This is a genomic window from Kluyvera sp. CHPC 1.251 (assembly GCF_036759945.1).
GTDB lineage: Bacteria > Pseudomonadota > Gammaproteobacteria > Enterobacterales > Enterobacteriaceae > Kluyvera > Kluyvera sichuanensis.
Window position 1 is genome coordinate 26,520 of the sequence record NZ_JAPKIC010000003.1, and the last position, 21,957, is coordinate 48,476.

A 21,957-nucleotide genomic window follows, 5' to 3' on the forward strand; every position below is an offset into this window, starting at 1 on the left:
AACCAAAAACGAAGAAGGTCGCCTCACGGCGACCTTTGTATTTTGTAGGCCGGATAAGGCGTTTACGCCGCCATCCGGCAATGTCTTTGTGGCTTGCCTGATGGCGCTGCGCTTATCAGGCCTACAGCACTAACCTACGCATCAATCCTTGTTCAGGAAATTCCCGGTATTAAAACTCCCGTCCGCATTACGGGTGAGCGGCTGCGGTAACGCCAGCGACTGGAAATCTTCCGCACGCAGCTCCTTGCCTTCCGTATTAACGCTTTTACCTTTCTCGATGAAGTAGTTGGTGGCATCAATGTTCCCAACCACCGCATCATCATATTTCCCCCGCTGGCTGCGCAGCGAAATATTGTCACTGAACACACCCTGAGCAGCGGTATCGCCGTATGGACTTGGGCGGAAGATAAAGTTAAAGCGCTGGTTATCAACGGCAACGTTGTTCACCACCACCAGCTTACCCGGGTTGAAGTTGTCGGTGAAACCATCGAGATGGTTGCCAATGGCGATACTGTTGCGAATTTCGTGGGCCACCGGCTGGCCTTCGCCGCCGAGTTTAAAGCCGTTGCTGGTATTGTTGCGAGCAATAGAGTTCTCTATCACCACTACGCCATTCGCACCATCTTCAATCTTGTTGAACAGATCGAAACCGTCATCGATGTTGTCATGAGAGTAGCACCCTTCCAGGCGGTTACCTTCGCCCACGCGCATCTTCACTGCAAAACCGTCGGCGTTGATCTTACCAGGATCTTCGTTGCTGTAAGATTCGGAGTTCACCACACGGTTATGGCTTGCCCACAATGGACGACCGATCTTATCGACGGAAGAGATCTGAATGCCGGTATCGTCATTGTGATAGGCGGTAACGTTTTCGATGAGGTTATGGCTTCCCTGAATACGCAGGCTCTTGTCGGTAATATCCACGCCGCGAATCGTCCAGTAGTGACCGTCCAGCAGCATGCCGTGGATAACCGCTTTACCCGCCGCTTCCAGCGTTTTACGACCCCTTTCAAGGCCGCTTGCGGAGAGTGGGATATCGGTCTTCGCGTAGTCACCTGCCGCCAGTACCACTTTACCGCCCGGTGGTACAAGCGCGATGGCAGTGGCTAGATCCATTGGTGCTTCTACCGTGCCTTTGGCATCGGCTTTACCGTCGGCGGCGGCGTACAGCGTACTGCCTACCGTGGCGTTGTGCTGGCTAACGGAAAGCTGCTGTTCAACCGGCGAACGATCGCGCCCGCTGGTGGGGGTAAAGGTAATCTGGAAGTTGTTGCTCTCGGTGAGCTTCGTTGGCAGGGTAAACATCTCTCCGGCTTTCACCGGTTTATTCTCCCCGATCACCACTTCGTTCTGGCGCACCGAGAACTGACCATCGTAGTTGGCCCGCGCCTGTAAGGTATAGTTCTGGCTCGAACTCTGGCTGCCTGATGCCACCTGCATCACTACCGGCCAGGATTTTGCCACGAACGGCTTCGAGGCAACGGTCTGGGCTGCCGACGTCGTCAGTGAGGCGTCGCTGACGGTGATTTTCGCATTACGGGAAGCAAAGAAGCCCACGTAGTACTGCTTTTTATCCTGTACCGAAATCAGATTGGCATTCGGCACCTGCTGGATGACCCACTCTTCGCTGCCGACCGGTGCCCAGGCGGTGATAAAGCCCTCGTTGGTTCGCTCGAGCTTAAGGCGGAAGGCCGGCGACTCTCGCAGGTCAACGCCCTCCTTGTAGCTCACTTTTTTAATCTCAGAACCCGCATTGCCCCAGGGTTGGGTGATGCCGTTGCGTGAGATAGCCTGTAGCTTCACGCGGTAATCGTCTTTTTTATCCTGGGTCATGATGGCGTTCATCACCATATTTGAAGCCGCAGGAAACTCTTCATAGCCCTCTTTCAACGGCTCCTGACGAGGAGTGCCGATAATATCGCGTACCAGCAGTCCTGCCCCTTCCTGAGCGGCTGGTTTAGCGCCATTTTCCGGGCCAAACTGATCGACGGTAACCGTAGCGGAGAGCACAAAATTCTCATCGCTCGGCAGCGTGGTGTAGAAAAAGGTCAGGCCGTCGTGCGAGTTGGTAATCTTACCGCCGCGGCTTTCAATGGTAATAGGTTTACTGAGTGAGGCAATTTGCTGCGGGGTCAGCGTCTTACCATCAATCGTCACGTTGTTAACGCCAACCTTCTCCGGCAATACGTTAGAGGAAAAGTTAACGTCAGTGGATTGCCCAAAAGCGATCGCCTTCCATTGCTGGGGCGCCTGGGCCTGTGCCGAGAGGGAGAGTGCTGCGCTACAAAGAGTCAGAGCCAGAGGTATTTTCTTTTTCATATCATCTTCCTGAATGGTTGAGCGCCGTAATTATCAACAAATCAAAACGCTGTTTCTTTTTCGCTCGTCACAATATCGAGTAAATAAAACAGTGTTTTAAATATGATATGGCCTTTATTCAGGTATCAAAAAAACAATATAAGCAGAGAGATAGCGCGCTAACCCGCGATTGGGCTGATTTCTTACGAGACAAATGCGTTTGATATGGACGAAAATAAGGGAAGAAAAACAGGGCGAAAGGTAATGTTGAGCATTTTATCAGCAGGCCATTTCATGGCGAAAAATATGTAGAATTTTCAACGTTAACCCGCTTTACTTCATACTTAATCTACAGACAGGATACCTATGTCTAACCGTACCATGAGCGTTGTGATCCTTGCCGCTGGCAAAGGCACGCGTATGTATTCCGATCTTCCAAAAGTGTTGCATACCCTGGCCGGCAAGCCGATGGTGCAGCATGTCATTGATGCCGCGAATCATGTTGGCGCGAACCAGGTCCACCTGGTGTACGGTCACGGCGGTGATTTACTGAAGCAAGCCTTATCCGATGACAACCTGAACTGGGTGCTGCAGGCTGAACAGTTGGGCACCGGTCATGCTATGCAGCAGGCTGCGCCGTTCTTCGCGGATGACGAAGATATTCTGATGCTCTACGGCGACGTGCCGCTGATTTCCGTTGAAACGCTGCAGCGCCTGCGCGAAGCCAAGCCGCAGGGCGGAATTGGCCTGCTGACGGTAGTGCTGGACGATCCAAGCGGTTATGGCCGTATTACCCGTGAAAACGGCAAAGTGACCGGTATCGTCGAACATAAAGATGCCACCGACGCACAGCGTCAGATTCAGGAGATCAATACCGGTATCCTGATTGCTAACGGCGCGGATCTGAAGCGCTGGCTGGCGAAACTCGACAATAACAATGCGCAGGGTGAGTTTTATATCACCGATATCATCGCCATGGCGTACCGCGAAGGCCGTGAGATTGCTGCGGTTCACCCGGCGCGTATTAGTGAAACTGACGGCGTGAATAACCGCCAGCAGCTTTCCCGCCTTGAGCGTATTTATCAGTCCGAGCAGGCAGAAAAACTGCTGCTGGCAGGCGTAATGCTGCGCGATCCGGCGCGCTTTGACCTGCGCGGCACCTTGTCTCATGGGCGCGATGTCGAAATTGATACTAACGTTATCCTTGAAGGCAACGTCGTGCTGGGCCATCGCGTCAAAATCGGCGCAGGCTGCGTGATTAAAAACGCGACCATCGGCGACGACTGCGAAATCAGCCCGTATAGCGTAGTGGAAGATGCCCATCTGGAAGCGGCCTGTACCATCGGCCCATTCGCCCGTCTGCGTCCTGGTGCTGAGCTGCTGGAAGGCGCGCACGTGGGGAACTTCGTCGAAATGAAAAAAGCGCGTCTGGGTAAAGGCTCAAAAGCCGGTCATCTGACCTACCTCGGCGATGCGGAAATTGGCGACAACGTTAACATCGGTGCGGGTACCATTACCTGCAACTACGATGGTGCCAACAAGTTTAAAACGATTATCGGCGACGATGTCTTTGTCGGTTCCGACAGCCAACTGGTGGCGCCGGTAACGATTGGCAAAGGCGTGACTATCGCAGCCGGTACCACCGTGACCCGCGATGTTGCTGATAACGAACTGGTGCTGAGCCGCGTACCGCAGGTCCACAAGCAAGGCTGGCAGCGTCCGGTGAAGAAAAAGTAATTTCTGTAGACCTGATACAGGCCTACATGGGTGAGGAGATAACATAATCTCCCGCCCAAAAAGCAGTACCTATAAAAATAACCCCACTCTCTACAAGGCTCGGGGCGCCCGGAATACGGGCAACAGGTTGACCGACAACGCATGGCATAATGCCAAAATCGGAATATAAAACTATGTGTGGAATTGTTGGCGCAGTCGCGCAACGTGATGTAGCTGAAATCCTTCTCGAAGGTCTCCGTCGCCTGGAATACCGTGGCTATGATTCTGCTGGTCTGGCCGTAGTAGACGCTGAAGGTCATATGACCCGCCTGCGTCGTCTGGGGAAAGTCCAGATGCTGTCACAAGCCGCGGAAGAACATCCGCTGGTGGGCGGTACCGGTATTGCTCACACCCGCTGGGCAACCCACGGCGAACCGTCGGAAGGCAACGCGCATCCGCATGTTTCTGACCACATTGCGGTGGTGCATAACGGCATCATCGAAAACCATGAACCGCTGCGCGAAATGCTGCAGGCGCGTGGCTATGTTTTTGTTTCAGCGACCGATACCGAGGTGATCGCTCACCTGGTGCACTGGGAGATGGAACAGGGCGGTACGCTGCGTGAAGCTGTGCTGCGCGCTATCCCGCAGCTGCGCGGTGCCTACGGCACGGTTATTATGGACTCCCGCGACCCAAGCACGCTGCTGGCCGCGCGTTCCGGTAGCCCGCTGGTTATCGGCCTCGGCATGGGCGAGAACTTTATCGCTTCTGACCAGCTGGCGCTGCTGCCGGTGACCCGTCGCTTTATCTTCCTCGAAGAGGGCGATATCGCTGAAGTGACGCGCCGTTCGGTTGCAGTATTCGATAAGTCCGGTGCCAGCGTGAAGCGTCAGGAGATCGAATCTAACCTGCAATATGATGCGGGCGATAAAGGTATCTATCGCCACTACATGCAGAAAGAGATTTACGAACAGCCGAACGCCATCAAAAACACCTTAACCGGGCGTATCAGCCACGGCGAAGTGGATCTCAGCGAGCTGGGCCCACAGGCCGACGCGCTGCTTTCTCGCGTTGAGCATATCCAGATTATCGCCTGCGGCACCTCCTATAACTCCGGGATGGTCGCGCGCTACTGGTTTGAATCACTGGCTGGCATGCCGTGTGACGTCGAAATTGCCTCGGAATTCCGCTATCGCAAATCGGCCGTTCGCCCAAACAGCCTGGTGATTACCCTGTCGCAGTCTGGCGAAACCGCCGATACGCTGGCAGGCCTGCGCCTGACTAAAGAGCTGGGCTACCTCGGCTCGCTGGCGGTTTGTAACGTTGCGGGATCTTCGCTGGTACGTGAGTCCGATCTGGCGATGATGACCAACGCTGGGGCGGAAATTGGCGTAGCGTCTACCAAAGCATTTACCACCCAGCTGACGGTGCTGCTGATGCTGGTGGCGAAGATGGCGCGCCTGAAAGGGGCTGATGCGTCCGTGGAGCATGAGATTGTTCATGCGTTGCAGGCGCTGCCAAGCCGCATCGAGCAGATGCTGTCTCAGGACAAACGCATTGAAGCGCTGGCGGAAGATTTCTCCGACAAGCATCACGCTCTGTTCCTGGGCCGTGGCGATCAGTACCCGATTGCCCTTGAAGGTGCGCTGAAGCTCAAAGAGATCTCCTACATTCACGCGGAAGCGTATGCTGCAGGCGAGCTGAAACATGGCCCGCTGGCGCTTATCGATGCGGACATGCCGGTTATCGTGGTCGCACCGAATAACGAACTGCTGGAAAAACTGAAGTCCAACATTGAAGAGGTGCGCGCGCGCGGCGGTGAGCTGTACGTGTTTGCCGACAGAGATGCGGCGTTCAGCAACAGCGACAATATGCACATCATCGAGATGCCGCACGTAGAAGAGGTGATTGCACCTATTTTCTACACCGTGCCGCTGCAGCTGCTGGCGTACCACGTGGCGCTGATCAAAGGCACCGATGTGGACCAGCCGCGTAACCTGGCGAAGTCGGTTACCGTCGAATAAGTTCGTTTAGTTAAAACGATCCGGCTCTGCCTCAGGCACAGCCGGATTTTTTTTATCGCCGGACGCTGTCATAAAGCATGACTTTTGCGCTGTCATAAAAAGAAAATCTTGCCGTAATTTCATTGTAAATTATTTTTATAACATGCTGATTTATAATGATTTAATAATATTGTTTTTCGCGTGGTTTTCGTTGTCATTAAACTGTAATAAACCTTACATATAACTGTCACCTGATTGTCCTATTTTGCTCCTCGTAGCCACTAAACAATCATTTACGGATTCTTGCAGGAGACATTATGAAAGTTATGCGTACCACTGTCGCAACTGTTGTCGCCGCGACCTTATCGATGAGCGCTTTCTCTGCTTTCGCAGCAGCAAGCCTGACGGGTGCTGGTGCAACCTTCCCGGCGCCAGTGTATGCCAAATGGGCAGATACCTATCAGAAAGAGACCGGTAGCAAAGTAAACTACCAGGGTATCGGCTCCTCCGGTGGCGTAAAACAAATTACCGCTAACACCGTTGATTTCGGCGCATCTGATGCTCCGCTGTCTGACGACAAACTGGCTCAGGAAGGCCTGTTCCAATTCCCGACCGTTATCGGCGGTGTCGTTCTGGCTGTTAACATCCCTGGCCTGAAATCCGGCGAGCTGGTGCTTGACGGTAAAACCCTGGGCGACATCTACCTGGGTAAAATCAAGAAGTGGGATGACGCTGCCATTACCAAACTGAACCCGGGCGTTAAGCTGCCTTCTCAGAACATCGCCGTTGTGCGTCGTGCTGATGGTTCCGGTACCTCCTTCGTGTTCACCAGCTACCTGTCTAAAGTGAACGAAGAATGGAAATCCAAAATTGGCGCGGGCTCTACCGTAAACTGGCCGACTGGTCTGGGCGGTAAAGGTAACGACGGTATCGCGGCATTCGTACAGCGTCTGCCAGGCTCCATCGGTTACGTTGAATATGCTTACGCTAAGCAGAACAACCTGGCTTACACCAAACTGGTTTCTGCCGATGGCAAGCCGGTTAGCCCGACTGAAGACAACTTTGCTAACGCCGCTAAAGGCGTTGACTGGAGCAAATCCTTCGCGCAGGACCTGACTAACCAGAAAGGTGACAACGCGTGGCCGATTACCTCTACCACCTTCATCCTGGTTCATAAACAGCAGCAGAAACCTGAGCAAGGTGCTGAAGTGCTGAAGTTCTTTGACTGGGCGTATAAAAACGGCGGCAAACAGGCGAACGAGCTTGATTACGCCACTCTGCCTCAGAGCGTGGTTGAGCAGGTTCGTGCTGCATGGAAGACCAACGTAAAAGACAGCAGCGGTAAAGCGCTGTACTGATTACGGTAGCCCGGCGGAAACGCCGGGCAACGTGTAAACGTCGTGGCGGATTTTAAACTGGAAAGAGTGATTTATGGCTGCAACTAAGCCTGCTTTTAACCCACCGGGTAAAAAGGGTGACATGATATTCAGCGCGCTAGTAAGACTGGCTGCGCTGATTGTGCTATTGATGTTGGGCGGGATTATCGTCTCTCTGATCATCTCTTCATGGCCAAGTATGGAGAAGTTCGGCTTCGCCTTCTTGTGGACCAAAGAGTGGGATGCGCCTAACGACATCTACGGTGCGTTGGTACCGATTTACGGTACGCTCGTGACCTCCTTTATCGCGCTGCTGATCGCCGTTCCGGTGAGCTTCGGTATCGCACTCTTCCTGACTGAACTGGCACCCAACTGGCTGAAACGCCCGTTAGGTATCGCGATTGAACTGCTGGCGGCCATTCCCAGCATCGTTTACGGTATGTGGGGCCTGTTTATCTTTGCTCCGCTGTTCGCGACCTACTTCCAGGAGCCCGTCGGTAATATCCTTTCTAACATCCCGTTTGTCGGTGCACTATTCTCCGGCCCGGCGTTTGGTATCGGTATTCTGGCGGCTGGGGTTATCCTCGCCATCATGATTATCCCGTATATCTCCGCCGTTATGCGTGATGTGTTTGAACAAACCCCAGTGATGATGAAAGAGTCGGCCTACGGCATCGGCTGTACCACCTGGGAAGTTATCTGGCGTATCGTTCTGCCGTTCACCAAAAACGGGGTCATAGGCGGCGTCATGCTCGGCCTGGGCCGCGCGCTGGGTGAAACGATGGCGGTGACCTTTATCATTGGTAACACCTACCAGCTCGACAGCGCATCGCTGTACATGCCGGGCAACAGCATTACCTCCGCACTGGCGAACGAATTCGCCGAAGCGGAATCTGGCCTGCACGTCTCCGCGTTGATGGAACTGGGTCTGATCCTGTTTGCGATTACCTTTATCGTGCTGGCGGCATCGAAGTTCATGATTATGCGCCTGGCGAAAAACGAGGGGGCACGCTAATGACGACGCTGGAAATGCAAAGCACCGCCGCGCTGGCGGAGTCTCGCCGCAAGATGCAGGCGCGTCGACGCATGAAGAACCGCATTGCGCTGACGCTGTCGATGGCCACCATGATCTTCGGCCTGTTCTGGCTGGTGTGGATCCTGATGGCGACCATTACCCGCGGCATCGACGGTATGTCGCTGGCGCTGTTTACCGAAATGACGCCGCCGCCAAACACGGCGGGCGGTGGTCTGGCTAACGCCCTGGCGGGCAGCGGCCTGCTGATCCTGTGGTCGACCGTTATCGGTACCCCACTGGGCATTATGGCGGGTATCTATCTGGCGGAGTACGGGCGTAAATCCTGGCTTGCTGAAGTGATTCGCTTCATTAACGATATTCTGCTCTCCGCACCCTCCATCGTGGTCGGCCTGTTCGTCTACACCATCGTGGTGGCGCAGATGCAGCACTTCTCCGGCTGGGCGGGCGTGATTGCGCTGGCGCTGCTGCAGGTACCTATCGTTATTCGTACCACCGAGAACATGCTCAAATTGGTGCCGGATAGCCTGCGTGAAGCGGCCTACGCACTGGGTACGCCGAAATGGCGAATGATCTCCGCGATTACGCTGAAGGCGTCTATCTCCGGGATTATGACCGGTATCTTGCTGGCTATTGCACGTATCGCCGGTGAAACGGCTCCGCTGCTGTTTACCGCGCTCTCCAACCAGTTCTGGAGCACCGACATGATGCAGCCCATCGCCAACCTGCCGGTGACCATCTTTAAATTTGCGATGAGCCCGTTTGCTGAGTGGCAGCAACTGGCCTGGGCCGGGGTGCTGATTATCACTCTGTGCGTACTGCTGCTGAATATTCTGGCGCGCGTTATTTTCGCGAAGAAGAAACACGGTTAATTTTTTACGGCGCGGCCAACGACGGCGGCGCTGGATGAGGAAGAGATTGAGATGAGTATGGTGAACACAACTCCGGGTAAAATTTCAGTACGTGACCTGAACTTCTACTACGGCAAATTCCATGCCCTGAAGAACATCAACCTGGATATCGCCAAAAACCAGGTAACGGCGTTTATCGGCCCGTCAGGCTGCGGTAAATCAACGCTGCTGCGTACCTTCAACAAAATGTTTGAACTGTACCCGGAGCAGCGCGCAGAAGGTGAAATTCTGCTGGATGGCGACAATATTCTCACCAATACCCAGGATATCGCCCTGCTGCGTGCCAAAGTGGGTATGGTGTTCCAGAAGCCAACGCCGTTCCCGATGTCGATTTACGACAACATCGCCTTCGGCGTGCGCCTGTTTGAAAAGCTCTCTCGCACCGATATGGACGAACGTGTGCAGTGGGCTTTGACCAAGGCCGCATTATGGAACGAAACCAAGGATAAACTGCACCAGAGCGGGTACTCTCTCTCCGGTGGTCAGCAGCAGCGCCTGTGCATCGCGCGCGGTATCGCGATTCGTCCGGAAGTTCTACTGCTGGATGAGCCGTGTTCAGCCCTTGACCCGATCTCCACCGGGCGTATCGAAGAGCTGATTACCGAGCTGAAAGAGGACTACACCGTGGTGATCGTGACCCACAACATGCAGCAGGCTGCACGTTGCTCCGACCACACGGCATTTATGTACCTGGGCGAGTTGATTGAGTTCAGTAACACGGACGATCTGTTCACCAAGCCTGCGAAGAAGCAAACTGAAGATTACATTACTGGCCGCTACGGTTGATCGGGAGAGAACTGTGGATAATTTAAACCTTAATAAGCATATTTCCGGCCAGTTCAACGCAGAACTGGAAAGCATTCGCACCCAGGTGATGACCATGGGCGGCATGGTAGAGCAGCAGTTGTCTGATGCGATTACCGCCATGCACAACCAGGATAGCGAACTGGCGAAGCGCGTCATTGACGGCGATAAGCACGTCAACATGATGGAAGTGGCAATTGATGAAGCCTGCGTGCGCATCATCGCCAAGCGCCAGCCAACGGCGAGCGACCTGCGCCTGGTGATGGCGATTATTAAAACCATCGCCGAGCTGGAACGTATTGGTGACGTTGCGGATAAAATCTGCCGCACCGCGCTGGAGAAATTCTCCCAGCAGCACCAGCCGCTGCTGGTCAGCCTGGAATCGCTGGGCCGCCACACCGTGCAGATGCTGCATGACGTGCTGGACGCGTTCGCGCGTATGGATCTCGACGAAGCGGTACGTATCTATCGTGAAGATAAGAAAGTTGACCAGGAATATGAAGGCATCGTGCGCCAGCTGATGACCTATATGATGGAAGACTCACGCACCATTCCAAGCGTACTGACCGCGCTATTCTGTGCGCGCTCTATCGAGCGTATCGGCGACCGCTGCCAGAATATCTGCGAATACATCTTCTACTTCGTGAAGGGGCAAGACTTCCGTCACGTGGGCGGCGATGAGCTGGATAAGCTGCTGGCGGGGAAAGACCCGAAAGAGTGATTGCTTCAATAGCGTTAAAAAAACCTGCCGCGGCAGGTTTTTTTGTTTTCTATCGCGTAATGTCCCAGCCGCGTGCTTTCCACAGCGCCGGGAGCTCCGCCAGATCGGTAAACGTCGTCACCTTCGGGTGAACGATCGGTTTGTTGTGCGGGTCGGCGCAGAAGTAGAACACCTCCATGCCCGCATCAATCCCCGACTGCGCGCCAGCGGAAGAGTCATCTACCAGAATGCACTTCTCCACGTCCACGTTCATTGCCTTCGCCGCATGGTGCATCAGCGCCGGGTCTGGCTTCCAGCGTTGGATATCGTAGCCGCTGAACAGCTTATCCGGGAAATGGTGCAACATCTCCAGCTTGCCGAGCGAATGCTGCATTTTGCTGACCGGGCCGTTCGACACCACGCACATCGGTACGCTAACCGCGTCCAGCAATGCATTGGCCCCGGCAATCACCTCCAGCTCGGTGTCGAACAGGCGTGCGACCTCGGCGCGGTAAACCGGTTCTAGCTCGGCTTTTTCCAGATGGGTGCCGTGCTCATCGTTGATGATGTCGATAATCTCGTAGAGCTTTACGCCCTTGAAACGTTTAAAAATCTCTTCCAGATCGAGCGTGATGCCAAATGTTTTAAACATATGGACGTAGGCCCGTGAACAGATCACTTCGCTGTCTACCAGCGTACCGTCACAGTCGAAAAAAACCGCTTCAACTCCGGACATGTCATTTCCTTTTTAACAAGTTTAACGTTTACGTAATGCCGAATTGAGAGACGCAATCGTTGCCGTATAAGCAAAATCAATGAAAAAAAGTATCTCGCAACCGCGCCTATTGTCGCATTTTGGTATAGGATAGCGACGAATTTTCCTTCCATGTCTGCGGAAATTAATAATGAGTCAACAACACACCACCCCGGCTTCCGGTCAGGGGATTCTGGAGCGCGTGTTTAAACTGCGCGAGCACGGCACGACGGCACGTACCGAAGTGATCGCCGGTTTCACGACCTTCCTGACGATGGTTTACATCGTTTTCGTTAACCCGCAAATTCTTGGCGTAGCTGGCATGGACACCAGCGCAGTGTTTGTTACTACCTGCCTGATCGCGGCGCTGGGCAGTATTCTGATGGGCGTATTCGCCAACCTGCCGGTGGCACTGGCTCCGGCGATGGGCCTGAACGCGTTCTTCGCGTTCGTGGTCGTACAGGCGATGGGCCTGCCGTGGCAGGTCGGTATGGGCGCTATCTTCTGGGGCGCTATCGGTCTGCTGCTGTTGACGATTTTCCGCGTACGCTACTGGATGATTGCCAATATCCCGGTGAGCCTGCGCGTAGGTATCACCAGCGGTATCGGTCTGTTCATCGGTATGATGGGCCTGAAAAACGCTGGCGTTATCGTGGCAAACCAGGACACGCTGGTCTCTATCGGTAACCTGACTTCTCACAGCGTACTGCTGGGCGTGCTGGGCTTCTTTATCATTGCGATTCTCGCCTCTCGTAACATTCACGCGGCGGTGCTGGTCTCTATCGTGGTGACCACGCTGTTGGGCTGGATGCTGGGCGATGTGCACTACAGCGGCATCGTCTCTGCGCCGCCGAGCATTACCACCGTGGTCGGTCATGTTGACCTGGCGGGCTCCTTCAACCTGGGTCTGGCGGGCGTTATCTTCTCCTTCATGCTGGTAAACCTGTTTGACTCCTCCGGTACGTTGATTGGCGTGACCGACAAAGCGGGTCTGGCCGACGCGAAAGGCAAGTTCCCTCGCATGAAGCAGGCGCTGTTTGTCGATAGCGTCTCCTCGGTTGCCGGCTCCTTTATCGGCACCTCTTCCGTCACCGCGTATATCGAATCCTCCTCCGGCGTGTCCGTGGGCGGTCGTACCGGCCTGACGGCGGTAGTGGTTGGTCTGCTGTTCCTGCTGGTTATCTTCCTGTCGCCGCTGGCGGGTATGGTGCCGGGCTATGCGGCTGCGGGCGCGCTGATTTACGTGGGTGTCCTGATGACATCCAGCCTGTCTCGCGTGAAGTGGGATGATCTGACCGAAGCGGTTCCTGCGTTTATTACCGCGGTGATGATGCCGTTCAGCTTCTCAATCACCGAAGGTATTGCGCTGGGCTTCATCTCTTACCTGGTGATGAAGATTGGTACCGGTCGTTTCCGCGACCTCAGCCCGTGCGTTATCGTTGTCGCACTGCTGTTTATTCTGAAGATTGTGTTTATTGATGCACACTAAGTAAGAAAACCCTCACCTGACTGGTTTTCTCCCTCTCCCTATGGGAGAGGGCCGGGGTGAGGGTCATTCTGTTTACGCTTTAACGCGCTGAATGTACTCGCCAAATGCGGTCAACTGACCGGTCAAATGATCCAACGTCCCTTGTTCAATCACTTCACCCAACTGCGGGTCGACCTTATTCTGAATCACGCCGCCCATAAATTCTGGCTTGTTCATTACCATCGCATCCAGGAACACCAGAATCTGACGCAGATGATACTGGCAGCGCGCGCCGCCGATAGCGCCCATTGAGCTGGTCTGAATCAGAACCGGTTTACCTGAAAGCGGCTGATCCGGCAGACGAGAGAGCCAGTCGATGGCGTTTTTCAGGCCACCCGGCACGGAATAGTTGTACTCTGGGGTGACGATAACCACGCCGTCCGCCTGGCGAATCTGTTCTGCCAGCGCTTCCACGCTTTGCGGGAAACCGTCTTCCTGCTGGAGGTCCGCGTCGTACAGCGGGATATCGCCAATCGACGGCAGTGCGGAAACGGTCATGCCCGCCGGGGCGATTTTAGGCAGGGTGCGCGCCACCATACCGTTGAATGAGCCTTTGCGCAGGCTTCCCAGTAACGTCACAACGTTCAATGTTTCAGACATGACTACTCCTTTCCATCATGGCGGCTGAAATCCAGCCGAATCAATTGAGTATAAGCGCTTTCTCCGCCGGTAGGCTGGTGAATCTCATCAGGCGTGCCGAGGGTTCGTTGGCCCGGGTCTGGGCATCAGGCAGGCTACGCCAGCCGTACTTACCATCAAACTCCCAAACCTTGAGTTTGTCGATAGACGGTGAAGCGGCCAGCGACCAGACCAGCACGTCTTCGGCATCGCAGATGACTTCAAGCTGGTCGGTTAACGCCGAGCGCAGGCGGCCTGAGCCGGGCAGTAGCTGGAGCGTCTGGGGGGAGTCGTGATGAACGTCGCCTGACAGCTTGAGGACGCTCTGACGCAGCGTGATGAGCTGTGCACGTGCTTCATGTGGATCGTTCTGGTTGTTGATCCACAGATTCTCATTGCTGGTAAAGCGATAGCTTTCCATCATCGTAGCCTGCGGGGTGTTGCGCAGCGTGCGCAGCAGTTCCATATCGAGGCCGCACTGGCCTTCGGTGGTGAGGGCTACACCGACGATGTTACCGGCATAAGCGATAGAAAAATCAGGCAGATGGCTGTCCTTAAAGTACGGTTTACCTTCTTCCTGAGTCTCGATTTCAGGCAGTTCGCTAATGCCATACAGCATAAACAGCAATTCCGCCAGCAAAGCGCGGGAAGCCAGGTAGCGGGTCCGTCGATGGGCCGGCAGCTGGCGCGCAATATTATGGCTGGTGGATGAGAGCCTGACCGATAGTAGATGTCCGTCCTTAAGGATCCCTCTTGCAAAGTGCGTCGCCATTTTTCGCTCCGTGATTAATGGACTGTGGATATGACGAGAGTAACATTTACGCCAGTTATGATCAGGTTTTACTGCCTAAAAGTGCGATTGAAAAGGGGTATTACGCGACTTTTACACTTCGCCCTAACTGAAACGTATTATTTTTACGAATAATGAATCAGGAAACAGCGAGATATAAGGCTTTGAGGGTATCACGGAGCCAAATAATTTTCGGGTTGTGACTATTTCGTTTATGCCAGAGTAGGGTAAACGGCACCTGCAGTTTTTCCCGCTGCACGGCATCAAACGGTAGCGGGCGAGGCACTAAAGGCAGGTTGTGCAGTTGGTTATAATGCTGGCAGTAGCGTGGCGCGGTGGCGATCATCTGGTGATCCGGTTGGGCGGCCATAAACAGTGACTGTTCAAAGCCCGGCAGGCTGAGCGCAATATGACGCTCGCGCCCCATCTCCTGCAACACATCGTCTAGCGCCCAGGTATCGCTTTGCTCCCAGCAGATGCTGATGTGCGGGTAGCGCAGGAACGTTTCCAGGTTCCACTCTTCCTGAAGCGCTGGATGGTCCTCACGCAGCCAGACCCAGGGCAGGTCGGTAAACAGCACCTCGTAGTCTATCGACAGCGGCAGCAGGCTCAGCAGCTCGCGTGAGCGGGGATGGCTTTCACGGCCGGTGAAGCCGATGTCGACCTCACCGCGAATAATCGCGTCCAGCGAATCATAGTCCCAGTTACGCACTTTGATGGTTGCCTGTGGGTAGCGCTGATAAATCTGGCTGGAGAGTTCGTTGAACATAATCATCACCAGCGGTGTTTCAGCCACCAGGTCGAACTTTAGCCCGCGTGGTGTTTCGTGATGCGGTTTATCCAGTAGCTGATTGCCCATCTGCATCCACTCAGCCAGGCTTTGCTCCATGCTGACCATCAGCGGCGTCGGCGTCAGCCCAAGCGGAGTATTTACAAACAGCGGATCGTCAAACCAGGCTCGCAGCTTCGACAGCGACTTACTGACCGCCGACGGCGTGACGTTCATCCGTTTGGCGGTTTTGGTAACGCTGCGCTCCTGCATCAGAAGCTGCAGGCATAGCAGTAAATTAAGATCGAGACTGGAGAGGGGCTTCTTCATGTGTTGGCGCAGACCGGTTAGGAGCAACTGAGATAATCAGCAGTATGCTACAGCCAATCAGAATCCCGAACAGTAAAAAAGAGTGAGCACACGGTATGCTCTCCACTAAGGTGGTGGGGCGTGATTTAGCGTGTTTTAATAAATTATTATTTTATTAAATCTCATGATATTAATTTTGTTGTAAATGACGATAAATGGAAAATATAACGTTGATAAGCTGTTGCTTTATGACTGAATTGCTGGTTTTTGATTTAAATTCATTTGTTTGTTGAATAATTAGAATGTTTAATATACAAAATACTGCGGCATTCAAAGAGACTTTTATTGTGTATGATAACAATAATATTATTTCTCTAAGGGTCGTTTGGAGATGTCAGATATAGACTTTGTCGTCTTGTGGGTGGATTCAAACGATCCATCATGGCTAAAATCATATTCACATCATAAAAAAATCAGTCCAGGGGCTGATAAAAACTCTCAAAAACCGGCAAGGTTTAGAGATATGGGAATGTTTAAATATTGGTTTAGAAGCGTAGAGGAATATGCACCATGGGTGCGGAAGGTGCATCTAGTTACCTGCGGTCAGGTACCAGAATGGTTGAACGTTAATCATGATAAAATTAATATCGTTAAGCATAGCGATATTATGGATGAAGCATGTTTGCCAACGTTTAGCTCTCGTGCTATTGAGGTTAATATCCATAAAATAAAAGAGCTTAGCGAAAAGTTTGTTTTCTTTAATGATGATATGATGTTGAATTCAAAAATTGATCCTGAATTTTATTTCAAAAACGGTATGCCCAATGATTTTATGATTGATAGTAGGCTTAGTCCAACATCGATCGATAATATCGTCTTTAACTCAACGCTAATTGCTAATGCCTCTGTTATAAATACATTCTTTAATCGACGCTTGGTTATTAAGAATAATAAGAGAAAATACTACAGTTATAAATATGGTCGCTATGTTATAAAAAACATACAGTTAAACTCACATAAATCATTTGATGGATTTCTCGGTAAACACCTGCCTCAGCCATTCTTGAAATCAACCTTCGAAGAAATTTGGGGAGTGAAGGAAATCAGCGACCTTCTAAATAGAACAAGCCGGTTTAAATTCAGAGAAGGATGCTGTTTGAATCAATATTTATTCAGATACTGGCAGTTGGTTAAAGGACACTTCAACCCCTGTAACCCTAAGGAAATGGGGGCTTGCTATCATTTGTCCGGGGATGAGCAACAGTTGTTAAAAGCAATAGAAGATTTAAAATCAAATAAGCCTCAGATATGTTTAAACGATTGTTTTAGTGATGATGACGTGTTTCATCATGCTTGTGACAAACTCGCAAAAACGCTCAATATAAAACTAGGCGCACGCTCCAGCTTTGAACTTGCAGCTATGCCAGCAGCAGACGCTGCTGCATAGCCGTTAAATTAGGATTGAGGCTGGCGGGAGGCTTCTTCATGTGCCGTTGCAGAACGGCCTGGAGCAACGGAGATAATCAGTAATATGCACACTATGCTACAGCCAATCAGAATCCCGATCAGCATATTCAGCGCATCAAGACCCAGGATGGCCGACAGCCATATCCACAGCGAAGAACCGCAGACCTGCGCGATACCCAGCGCCGAACTGGCAACCCCAGCCCGCAGCGAGAACGGCCCCAGCGCCTGACTCATGGCAACGCCAAAGCCTACCGAGAAGCCTGCACAGATTAAGGTCAGCCCGAAGAGCGTGACCGTGTGCGTACCGGCAAGCGTTAGCACAGTCCCCGCCATCAGGAACAGCACCTGCGATGCCAGCATGAGAGTGCGGGGTTTAAACAAGCTCAGGGCAAACGGCGTTGAGAATGACACCGCCATGCTGACGCCTGCGGTCATCGCCATGGTCGTGGCATATTCACCGCGGTCAAAGCCCATGACCTCCATCAGCAGCACCGGCGAGGTGTTTACAAAGGTGAGGATCACCGATACGCTCAGCGTGGTGATCGCCAGACGGCTGAGGAAAAAGCGATTTATCAACGACTCGGCTCCTGGCGTATGGCCTGCCGAGGCAGGCAGCGTTGCCGGGCGCGATTCTCGCAGCACAAACACCGACAGCAGGCAGACCACTACCCCCATGCCAATCATCGTGTAGAACAGACTCTGCCACGGGTATTTGAGCATAATCAGGTGCCCCAGCACCGGTGCGAGTACCGGCACGATGCAGGTGATGCCATTAAGCAGCGACAGTACCTTGGCCCGCAGACGATCGTCGAGCGTATCGCGCAGGATAGCGAACGCCACGACGTAGCAACAGCCAGCCCCAATTCCCTGAATAAAACGGCCCACCAGAAAAGGTGTGCCGCTCTCCGCCAGCGAACAGATCGCGGAAGCGGCGATGTAGATCAGCGCCCCGACAATCGCTACCGGCTTGCGGCCTGATTGGTCGGCCACCTTCCCGGCGAACAGCATCGCGGTTGCCATCCCGGCCAGATAGACCGAAAACGCGATGTGTAGCTGCGCTTCGCTGGCCTGTAAATCAGCGGCGATACGCGGTAATCCCACCAGATACATATCAATTCCGGCGGGATAGAGTAAAACCAAGGCAAAACAGCAGACGAGAAAGCGTGTCATGGCGACCTCACGAGAAATGTGGCGCTCAGCATACTGGGGTGCGTGCGATGACACGAGTTGCCATTTGGACAACAGTGATTTCCTGTGAGGAAATTTACTTCCAGACTCTCGCCATGCCTTCGCTTTCCGGGCGTACGGACTCGAAGCCAAATTTAGCGTACAGCTCCGGAACGTCGGCAACCAGAGAGACATAGCTGCCTTTAAATGCATGGGCGTCTAGCCAGGCCACAAGCGCTTCCATGATTTTACGCCCCAGCCCTTTACCCTGATGCGCAGGGTCGACGGCGATATCGACAATTTCAAAATTCAGCGCACCGTCACCGACGATCCGGCCCATGCCTACCGGTGCACCTTGCCAAAGAACATGCACACCATAACAGCTGCGCGGTAGGCCGATTTCGGCGGCCGCAAGCGGGCGAGCAGACAGACCGGCTATTTTACGTAGGTGGCAGAAGTCTTCAGCAGAGGGAACGGATTCAATCAGGGTGTATTCAGTCGTCATTGCGGTAGCCTGTTCATCAGAAAATAGAAACATTTAACAAGCTTAGCCTAGAGAGAGCAATTACAGCGGGAGATAGAAAAGAAAACCCGAATTAACAGCGAGTTAATTCGAGTTTGATGCCTTACTTACCAATACAGAAGCTGGAGAAAATCCTACCCAGCAGATCGTCGGAGGTAAATTCCCCGGTGATCTCACTCAGGCTCTGCTGCGCCAGGCGCAGCTCTTCTGCCAGCAGCTCTCCGGCCCAGGCGCCAAGCAGTTGGGCTTTACCCTGTTCCAGATGCTCGGCGGCATCGGAAAGCGCTTGCAGGTGGCGACGACGCGCCAGGAAGCCGCCTTCCATGTTGTTTTCGAAGCCCATGCTCTGTTTGAGATGGTTACGCAGCACGTCGACGCCTTCACCGGTACGCGCGGAGAGGCGCACAAGTGAGTGGCCATTTACTTCACTCAGCCCCAGCGTTTCGCCGGTGATATCGGCCTTGTTACGCACGACGGTGATCGGCAGGTTTGCCGGCAGACGGGCGATAAAGTCCGGCCAGATGTCAGCAGGGTCGGTGGCGTTGGTCGTCGTGCCGTCGACCATAAACAGCACGCGATCGGCCTGCTCAATTTCCTGCCAGGCACGCTCGATGCCGATACGCTCCACTTCATCGTTGGCGTCGCGCAGACCGGCGGTATCGATAATATGCAGCGGCATACCGTCAATATGGATGTGCTCGCGCAGCACGTCGCGGGTGGTGCCTGCGATGTCGGTAACGATAGCCGCTTCACGGCCCGCCAGGGCGTTCAACAGGCTCGATTTCCCGGCGTTCGGGCGGCCGGCAATCACCACCTTCATCCCTTCGCGCAGCAGGCTACCCTGACGCGCTTCGGCGCGTACGGCGTCGAGATCGCCCATCACCGCATTCAGCTGCGCTTCGATTTTACCGTCGGAGAGGAAATCGATCTCCTCGTCCGGGAAGTCGATAGCCGCTTCAACGTAGATGCGCAGGTGAGTGAGTGCTTCCACAAGATGGTTTACGCGCGCTGAGAAAGCGCCCTGAAGCGAGTTCAGCGCGGAGCGTGCTGCTTGCTCGGAGCTGGCATCGATCAGGTCAGCAATAGCTTCTGCCTGTGCCAGGTCGAGCTTATCGTTTAAAAATGCGCGTTCGGAAAACTCACCGGGATTGGCAATGCGTACGCCCGGCAGCGTCAGAATTCGTTTTAGCAGCAGATCGAGGATCACCGGGCCACCGTGGCCCTGAAGCTCCAGCACGTCTTCACCGGTGAACGAGTTCGGCCCTGGGAACCACAGCGCAATGCCCTGATCCAGCGCGCTGCCGTCGCTGTCTTTGAACGGCAGGTAATCGGCGTAGCGCGGTTTAGGCAGCTTGCCCAGCACCGCCTGCGCGACATCTCTCGCCTTCAGGCCGGAGATGCGCAGAATGCCCACACCACCGCGTCCCGGTGGGGTGGCCTGGGCGACGATAGTGTCGTTTTGGCTCATGGTTTATCTCTACTGTGTCGCAATAAAAAAAGGCGGTCATTCGACCGCCTTCCATTTTAGCTCGTGCTCAACCGAATCAGGATTTTTTCTTCTCGCGGCTATGCAGGCCACGTTTTTCCAGACCACGGTAAATCAGCTGCTGCTGAATGATGGTGACCAGGTTGCTGACGATGTAGTACACCACCAGACCAGACGGGAACCACAAGAAGAACACCGTGAAGATGACCGGCATAAAGGTCATGATCTTCTGCTGCATCGGGTCGGTCACGGTCGTCGGAGACATCTTCTGAATGAAGAACATCGTCGCGCCCATGATGATCGGCAGGATGTAGTACGGGTCTTGCGCAGACAGGTCGTGGATCCACAGGATAAACGGCGCATGACGCAGTTCAACCGAGGCGCTCAGCATGTAGTACAGCGCAAGGAAGATTGGCATCTGGATAATCAGCGGGAAGCAGCCACCCAGTGGGTTAACTTTTTCCGCTTTATACAGGGCCATCATTTCCTGGCTTTGACGCTGTTTGTCGTCGCCCAGACGCTCACGCATGGCCTGAATCTTAGGCTGCAGCATACGCATCTTCGCCATGGAGGTGTACTGCGCTTTGGTCAGCGGGTACATGATGCCACGAACGATAAAGGTGATAACGATGATGGAGAAGCCCCAGTTGCCCAGGAAGCTATGGATCCATTTCAGCAGTTTGAACAGCGGCTGAGAGATGAACCACAGCCAGCCGTAGTCAACGGTCAGGTCCAGGTGCGGCGCAACGGCAGCCATTTTATCCTGAATTGCTGGGCCGACCCACAGGGTGCTCTGCAGTTTATCTGCCTGACCTGGCTGTACCAGAACTGGCTGAGATTTGTAGCCGATAGCCACTACGCCGTTACCGAGGTTAGCGGTGTAGAAGTTATTGGTACCGTTGTTCTGTGGAACCCATGCAGTCGTGAAGTACTGCTGCAGCATGGCAACCCAACCGTTTTTGGTGTTGGTGTTCAGGTTCTCGTTATCAACGATGGTATCGAATTTGTATTTTTCGTATTTCGAATCAGACGTTGAGTACGCTGCACCACGGAAGGTGTGCATGGTAGACAGGCCGCCAGACTGCGTATTACGGTCAGACGGCAGGTTAGCCGTCTGCTTCAGCTGACCGAAGGTAGAGACTTCCAGCGGTTTCTCGCCGGCGTTCTTCACGTCATAGCTGACGTTCACCGCATAATCACCGCGTTTCAGGGTGAAGGTTTTGGTGAAGACGTTGCCTGCTTTATCGGTATAGGTCAGCGGAATGACGATTTCGTTCTGGCCATCGGCCATCACAAACGCATCTTTATCGACGTTATACAGCGGACGCGGGCCGTTAGCCGGGTTATCCGGGCCATCACGACCGGTTAAGCCGCTCTGTGCCTGATAGACAAACTGTGGGGTGGTTTCCAGTAACTGGAACGGTTCGTCAGATTTCAGCGCTTTCGGGTAAGCCGGAAGCAGCGCTTGATCAATATCACCACCGCGAGTGTTGATAGTCAGCTCAAGCACATCAGTTTTAACCGTAATCAGTTTCCCTTGGCCACTGGCCGGTACGCCCTGGTCTGCGGCGCTACCCGCTGCTGTGGTCGTAGTCTGCGTGGTCTGCTGCTGGGCTTGAGGATTGTTATCCTGCTCCCAGGCTTGCCAGATCATGAAAGACACGAACAACAAAGCGATGATAAGGAGATTGCGTTGCGAATCCAT

General features: G+C 53.7%; 18 protein-coding genes and 1 pseudogene. 9 read left to right on the forward strand and 10 right to left on the reverse strand.

Translation table 11 applies throughout. The annotated features are described in order from the left end of the window. Positions 1–141: 141 nt before the first annotated feature. Complete coding sequence (locus tag V6940_RS06940) at positions 142–2,319, reverse strand: right-handed parallel beta-helix repeat-containing protein (RefSeq protein ID WP_333495342.1); 2,178 nt, start codon at positions 2,317–2,319, stop codon at positions 142–144. 345 nt (positions 2,320–2,664) lie between these two features. Here V6940_RS06940 and glmU point away from each other — a divergent pair, with 345 nt between their 5' ends. From glmU to phoU, 7 genes are all read left to right on the forward strand, one after another. After that, positions 2,665–4,035, forward strand: coding sequence for a bifunctional UDP-N-acetylglucosamine diphosphorylase/glucosamine-1-phosphate N-acetyltransferase GlmU (gene glmU / locus V6940_RS06945; RefSeq protein ID WP_333495343.1), 1,371 nt, complete (start codon positions 2,665–2,667; stop codon positions 4,033–4,035). 173 nt (positions 4,036–4,208) lie between these two features. Further along, positions 4,209–6,038 (forward strand): glutamine--fructose-6-phosphate transaminase (isomerizing), encoded by a 1,830-nt coding sequence (gene glmS, locus V6940_RS06950; protein ID WP_333495344.1) that lies wholly within the window; start codon positions 4,209–4,211, stop codon positions 6,036–6,038. Positions 6,039–6,334: 296 nt separating this feature from the next. Next, on the forward strand, positions 6,335–7,375 hold the full coding sequence (gene pstS / locus V6940_RS06955) for a phosphate ABC transporter substrate-binding protein PstS (protein ID WP_220440792.1): 1,041 nt from the start codon (positions 6,335–6,337) through the stop codon (positions 7,373–7,375). A 73-nt stretch (positions 7,376–7,448) separates the two neighbouring features. Then, on the forward strand, positions 7,449–8,408 hold the full coding sequence (gene pstC, locus V6940_RS06960) for a phosphate ABC transporter permease PstC (RefSeq protein ID WP_106930132.1): 960 nt from the start codon (positions 7,449–7,451) through the stop codon (positions 8,406–8,408). Beyond that, positions 8,408–9,298: a phosphate ABC transporter permease PstA gene (gene pstA, locus V6940_RS06965; protein ID WP_333495345.1), complete on the forward strand. Its 891-nt coding sequence runs from the start codon at positions 8,408–8,410 to the stop codon at positions 9,296–9,298. Before pstC ends, pstA begins: the two co-directional genes overlap by 1 nt. A 51-nt stretch (positions 9,299–9,349) precedes the next feature. Next, entirely contained in the window at positions 9,350–10,123 is a 774-nt protein-coding gene (gene pstB, locus V6940_RS06970; RefSeq protein WP_035893601.1) for a phosphate ABC transporter ATP-binding protein PstB, read from the forward strand. 13 nt (positions 10,124–10,136) lie between these two features. Further along, a complete protein-coding gene (phoU, locus tag V6940_RS06975; protein ID WP_012907987.1) occupies positions 10,137–10,862 on the forward strand; it encodes a phosphate signaling complex protein PhoU in 726 nt (241 codons plus the stop codon). Positions 10,863–10,911: 49 nt separating this feature from the next. Here phoU and yieH read toward each other — a convergent pair whose 3' ends face one another. Further along, the gene (gene yieH / locus V6940_RS06980; RefSeq protein ID WP_333495346.1) at positions 10,912–11,577 is read right to left on the reverse strand and encodes a 6-phosphogluconate phosphatase; all 666 of its coding nucleotides are present in this window, start codon (positions 11,575–11,577) and stop codon (positions 10,912–10,914) included. A gap of 169 nt (positions 11,578–11,746) precedes the next feature. Here yieH and adeP point away from each other — a divergent pair, with 169 nt between their 5' ends. Next, the gene (adeP, locus tag V6940_RS06985) at positions 11,747–13,084 is read left to right on the forward strand and encodes an adenine permease AdeP (RefSeq protein WP_035893596.1); all 1,338 of its coding nucleotides are present in this window, start codon (positions 11,747–11,749) and stop codon (positions 13,082–13,084) included. 72 nt (positions 13,085–13,156) lie between these two features. Here the strand turns inward: adeP and V6940_RS06990 are convergent, their stop codons facing one another. From V6940_RS06990 to V6940_RS22760, 4 genes and pseudogenes are all read right to left on the reverse strand, one after another. Continuing rightward, positions 13,157–13,723: an NADPH-dependent FMN reductase gene (locus V6940_RS06990; RefSeq protein WP_333011165.1), complete on the reverse strand. Its 567-nt coding sequence runs from the start codon at positions 13,721–13,723 to the stop codon at positions 13,157–13,159. Between the two features lie 40 nt (positions 13,724–13,763). Further along, positions 13,764–14,513: a 4'-phosphopantetheinyl transferase family protein gene (locus tag V6940_RS06995; protein WP_035893592.1), complete on the reverse strand. Its 750-nt coding sequence runs from the start codon at positions 14,511–14,513 to the stop codon at positions 13,764–13,766. 157 nt (positions 14,514–14,670) lie between these two features. After that, the gene (gene yidZ, locus V6940_RS07000; RefSeq protein ID WP_333495347.1) at positions 14,671–15,630 is read right to left on the reverse strand and encodes an HTH-type transcriptional regulator YidZ; all 960 of its coding nucleotides are present in this window, start codon (positions 15,628–15,630) and stop codon (positions 14,671–14,673) included. Continuing rightward, a pseudogene (locus tag V6940_RS22760) lies at positions 15,599–15,706 on the reverse strand (hypothetical protein); the annotation flags it as partial. The gene yidZ and the pseudogene V6940_RS22760, both read right to left, overlap by 32 nt. Before the next feature lie 294 nt (positions 15,707–16,000). Here V6940_RS22760 and V6940_RS07005 point away from each other — a divergent pair. Continuing rightward, a complete protein-coding gene (locus V6940_RS07005) occupies positions 16,001–17,056 on the forward strand; it encodes a capsular biosynthesis protein (RefSeq protein WP_333495348.1) in 1,056 nt (351 codons plus the stop codon). Between the two features lie 8 nt (positions 17,057–17,064). On the opposite strand, the gene V6940_RS07010 is transcribed toward V6940_RS07005, so the two are convergent. The 4 genes from V6940_RS07010 to yidC all read right to left on the reverse strand — a co-directional run bounded on the left by V6940_RS07010 (position 17,065) and on the right by yidC (position 21,957). Further along, positions 17,065–18,246 (reverse strand): MFS transporter, encoded by a 1,182-nt coding sequence (locus V6940_RS07010; protein WP_333495349.1) that lies wholly within the window; start codon positions 18,244–18,246, stop codon positions 17,065–17,067. A gap of 94 nt (positions 18,247–18,340) precedes the next feature. After that, positions 18,341–18,748 carry a GNAT family N-acetyltransferase gene (locus V6940_RS07015; protein WP_333495350.1) on the reverse strand — a complete coding sequence of 136 codons (408 nt, stop codon included), beginning with the start codon at positions 18,746–18,748 and terminating at the stop codon, positions 18,341–18,343. Positions 18,749–18,869: 121 nt separating this feature from the next. Beyond that, a complete protein-coding gene (gene mnmE / locus V6940_RS07020; RefSeq protein WP_185668154.1) occupies positions 18,870–20,234 on the reverse strand; it encodes a tRNA uridine-5-carboxymethylaminomethyl(34) synthesis GTPase MnmE in 1,365 nt (454 codons plus the stop codon). A gap of 76 nt (positions 20,235–20,310) precedes the next feature. Beyond that, positions 20,311–21,957 (reverse strand): membrane protein insertase YidC, encoded by a 1,647-nt coding sequence (gene yidC, locus V6940_RS07025; protein ID WP_333495351.1) that lies wholly within the window; start codon positions 21,955–21,957, stop codon positions 20,311–20,313.

Coding starts and splice junctions, on each gene's coding strand:
- V6940_RS06940 (WP_333495342.1), bottom strand. CDS start 2,319: ATGAAAAAGAAAATACCTCTGGCTCTGACTCTTTGTAGCGCAGCACTC.
- glmU (WP_333495343.1), top strand. CDS start 2,665: ATGTCTAACCGTACCATGAGCGTTGTGATCCTTGCCGCTGGCAAAGGC.
- glmS (WP_333495344.1), top strand. CDS start 4,209: ATGTGTGGAATTGTTGGCGCAGTCGCGCAACGTGATGTAGCTGAAATC.
- pstS (WP_220440792.1), top strand. CDS start 6,335: ATGAAAGTTATGCGTACCACTGTCGCAACTGTTGTCGCCGCGACCTTA.
- pstC (WP_106930132.1), top strand. CDS start 7,449: ATGGCTGCAACTAAGCCTGCTTTTAACCCACCGGGTAAAAAGGGTGAC.
- pstA (WP_333495345.1), top strand. CDS start 8,408: ATGACGACGCTGGAAATGCAAAGCACCGCCGCGCTGGCGGAGTCTCGC.
- pstB (WP_035893601.1), top strand. CDS start 9,350: ATGAGTATGGTGAACACAACTCCGGGTAAAATTTCAGTACGTGACCTG.
- yieH (WP_333495346.1), bottom strand. CDS start 11,577: ATGTCCGGAGTTGAAGCGGTTTTTTTCGACTGTGACGGTACGCTGGTA.
- adeP (WP_035893596.1), top strand. CDS start 11,747: ATGAGTCAACAACACACCACCCCGGCTTCCGGTCAGGGGATTCTGGAG.
- V6940_RS06990 (WP_333011165.1), bottom strand. CDS start 13,723: ATGTCTGAAACATTGAACGTTGTGACGTTACTGGGAAGCCTGCGCAAA.
- V6940_RS06995 (WP_035893592.1), bottom strand. CDS start 14,513: ATGGCGACGCACTTTGCAAGAGGGATCCTTAAGGACGGACATCTACTA.
- yidZ (WP_333495347.1), bottom strand. CDS start 15,630: ATGAAGAAGCCCCTCTCCAGTCTCGATCTTAATTTACTGCTATGCCTG.
- V6940_RS07005 (WP_333495348.1), top strand. CDS start 16,001: ATGTCAGATATAGACTTTGTCGTCTTGTGGGTGGATTCAAACGATCCA.
- V6940_RS07010 (WP_333495349.1), bottom strand. CDS start 18,246: ATGACACGCTTTCTCGTCTGCTGTTTTGCCTTGGTTTTACTCTATCCC.
- V6940_RS07015 (WP_333495350.1), bottom strand. CDS start 18,748: ATGACGACTGAATACACCCTGATTGAATCCGTTCCCTCTGCTGAAGAC.
- mnmE (WP_185668154.1), bottom strand. CDS start 20,234: ATGAGCCAAAACGACACTATCGTCGCCCAGGCCACCCCACCGGGACGC.
- yidC (WP_333495351.1), bottom strand. CDS start 21,957: ATGGATTCGCAACGCAATCTCCTTATCATCGCTTTGTTGTTCGTGTCT.